Annotated in this window: 2 protein-coding genes; both read left to right on the top strand. The window is 57.5% G+C overall.

Annotated elements, in window-relative coordinates:
• A partial coding sequence (locus tag ACIOMO_RS27925) for an FAD-binding protein (RefSeq protein WP_401244699.1) occupies positions 1-1,102 on the top strand: 1,102 nt, incomplete at its 5' end.
• A gap of 11 nt (positions 1,103-1,113) precedes the next feature.
• Positions 1,114-1,818 (top strand): succinate dehydrogenase iron-sulfur subunit, encoded by a 705-nt coding sequence (locus tag ACIOMO_RS27920; protein ID WP_053118486.1) that lies wholly within the window; start codon positions 1,114-1,116, stop codon positions 1,816-1,818.
• Positions 1,819-2,116 lie beyond the last annotated feature (298 nt).

Raw genomic sequence — 2,116 nt, 5'->3', positions numbered from 1 at the left:
CGGCGTCGGCATGGCTCTGCGTGATGGCGTGACGGTACAAGACATCGAAATGTGGCAGTTCCACCAGACCGGCATCGCCGGCGCCGGTGTACTGGTTACAGAAGGTTGCCGTGGTGAAGGTGGATACCTGATCAACAAGCACGGCGAGCGTTTCATGGAGCGTTATGCTCCGAACGCCAAAGACCTTGCCGGTCGTGACGTTGTTGCTCGCTCGATGGTTAAAGAAATCATCGCCGGCAACGGTTGCGGCCCGAATGGCGACCACGTACTGCTCAAACTCGACCACCTGGGCGAGGAAGTACTGCACAGCCGTCTGCCAGGCATCTGCGAACTGTCGAAGACCTTCGCACACGTTGACCCGGTTGTTGCGCCGGTTCCGGTTGTTCCGACTTGCCACTATATGATGGGCGGCGTTGCCACCAACATTCATGGTCAGGCGATCACCCAGGACGCTGAAGGCGTCGACAAGATCATCCCGGGCCTGTTCGCTGTAGGCGAAGTGGCTTGCGTATCGGTTCACGGTGCCAACCGTCTGGGCGGCAACTCGCTGCTCGACCTGGTGGTATTCGGCCGCGCTGCCGGCCTGCACCTGGAAAAGGCGCTGACCGACGGCATCGAATACGACGACGCTACCGAAGCCGACATCGAAGCTGCCCTGTCGCGTCTGAACGCGCTGAACAGCCGTACTGATGGCGAAGACGTGGCAACCCTGCGTCGCGAGCTGCAGAACTGCATGCAGAACTATTTCGGTGTATTCCGTACTGGCGAATACATGCAGAAAGGTATCGCTCAGCTGGCTGACCTGCGTACCCGCATCGCCAACGTGAAGATCAACGATAAGTCGCAGGCGTTCAACACTGCCCGTATCGAAGCGCTGGAACTGCAAAACCTGCTGGAAGTGGCTGAAGCTACTGCCATCGCTGCCGAGGTTCGTAAAGAGTCGCGCGGTGCTCACGCCCGTGAAGACTTCGAAGACCGTGACGACGAAAACTGGCTGTGCCACACCCTGTACTTCCCGGGTGACAAGCGCGTCACCAAGCGTGCCGTGAACTTCTCGCCGAAGACTGTTCCGACTTTTGAACCTAAGATTCGGACTTATTAAGGGTGGCCGCCATGTTGCAAGTCAGCGTATATCGTTACAACCCTGATCAGGACGCCGCGCCGTTCATGCAGGAATTCCAGGTCGATACCGGTGGTAAAGACCTGATGGTGCTGGACGTACTGGCCCTGATCAAAGAGCAGGACGAAGGTTTCTCCTATCGTCGCTCTTGCCGTGAAGGCGTTTGTGGTTCCGACGGCATGAACATCAACGGCAAAAACGGCCTGGCATGCATCACGCCGCTGTCTGCTGTTGTAAAAGGTAACAAGTTGATCGTTCGTCCGCTGCCAGGTTTGCCGGTTATCCGTGACCTGGTCGTTGATATGAGCATCTTCTACAAGCAATACGAGAAGGTGAAGCCTTACCTGCAGAACGACACGCCGGCTCCGGCCATCGAGCGTCTGCAGTCGCCAGAAGAGCGCGAAAAGCTCGACGGTCTGTACGAGTGCATCCTGTGCGCTTGCTGCTCGACCTCTTGCCCGTCCTTCTGGTGGAACCCGGACAAGTTCCTGGGTCCAGCTGCACTGCTGCAAGCTTATCGCTTCCTGGCAGACAGTCGTGACACCAAGACCACCGAGCGTCTGGCTTCGCTCGATGACCCGTTCAGCGTATTCCGCTGCCGGGGCATCATGAACTGCGTCAACGTATGTCCGAAAGGCCTGAACCCGACTAAGGCCATCGGTCACATCCGTAACATGTTGCTCTCGAGCGGCGTGTGATTCAGCTGATGTAACCGCTGTACCGTAGAGGCTGTGGCGCGGGCTTCAACCCGCGTCATGGCTATAACCAGAGCAGTAGCCACAAGCTGCGGCTCTTATTTTGAAGAAATGAGACAAGCAGGGGCATCCGGGCTGGTACCCGGACTATCAGCGTGATCCTAGGTGGCTTGTTTTAGTCGCTGCATTCGGACTTCTGCAAGTTTGCTCGGTGTCGTCGCCGATGGTGTTCCCCTAACCGAGGGTGACCAAGCATGCAAGAAAGCGTGATGCAGCGCATGTGGAACAGCGCCTACCATTC

It is taken from the genome of Pseudomonas sp. NPDC087804 (assembly GCF_044742965.1).
Classification (GTDB): domain Bacteria; phylum Pseudomonadota; class Gammaproteobacteria; order Pseudomonadales; family Pseudomonadaceae; genus Aquipseudomonas; species Aquipseudomonas rustica.
Note: the sequence above shows the minus strand (reverse complement) of the source record. Positions and strands in the feature narration are given on the sequence as shown.

Bases quoted from the DNA above. Each gene is read 5' to 3' on its own strand.
- ACIOMO_RS27920 (WP_053118486.1), top strand. From the start codon at position 1,114: ATGTTGCAAGTCAGCGTATATCGTTACAACCCTGATCAGGACGCCGCG.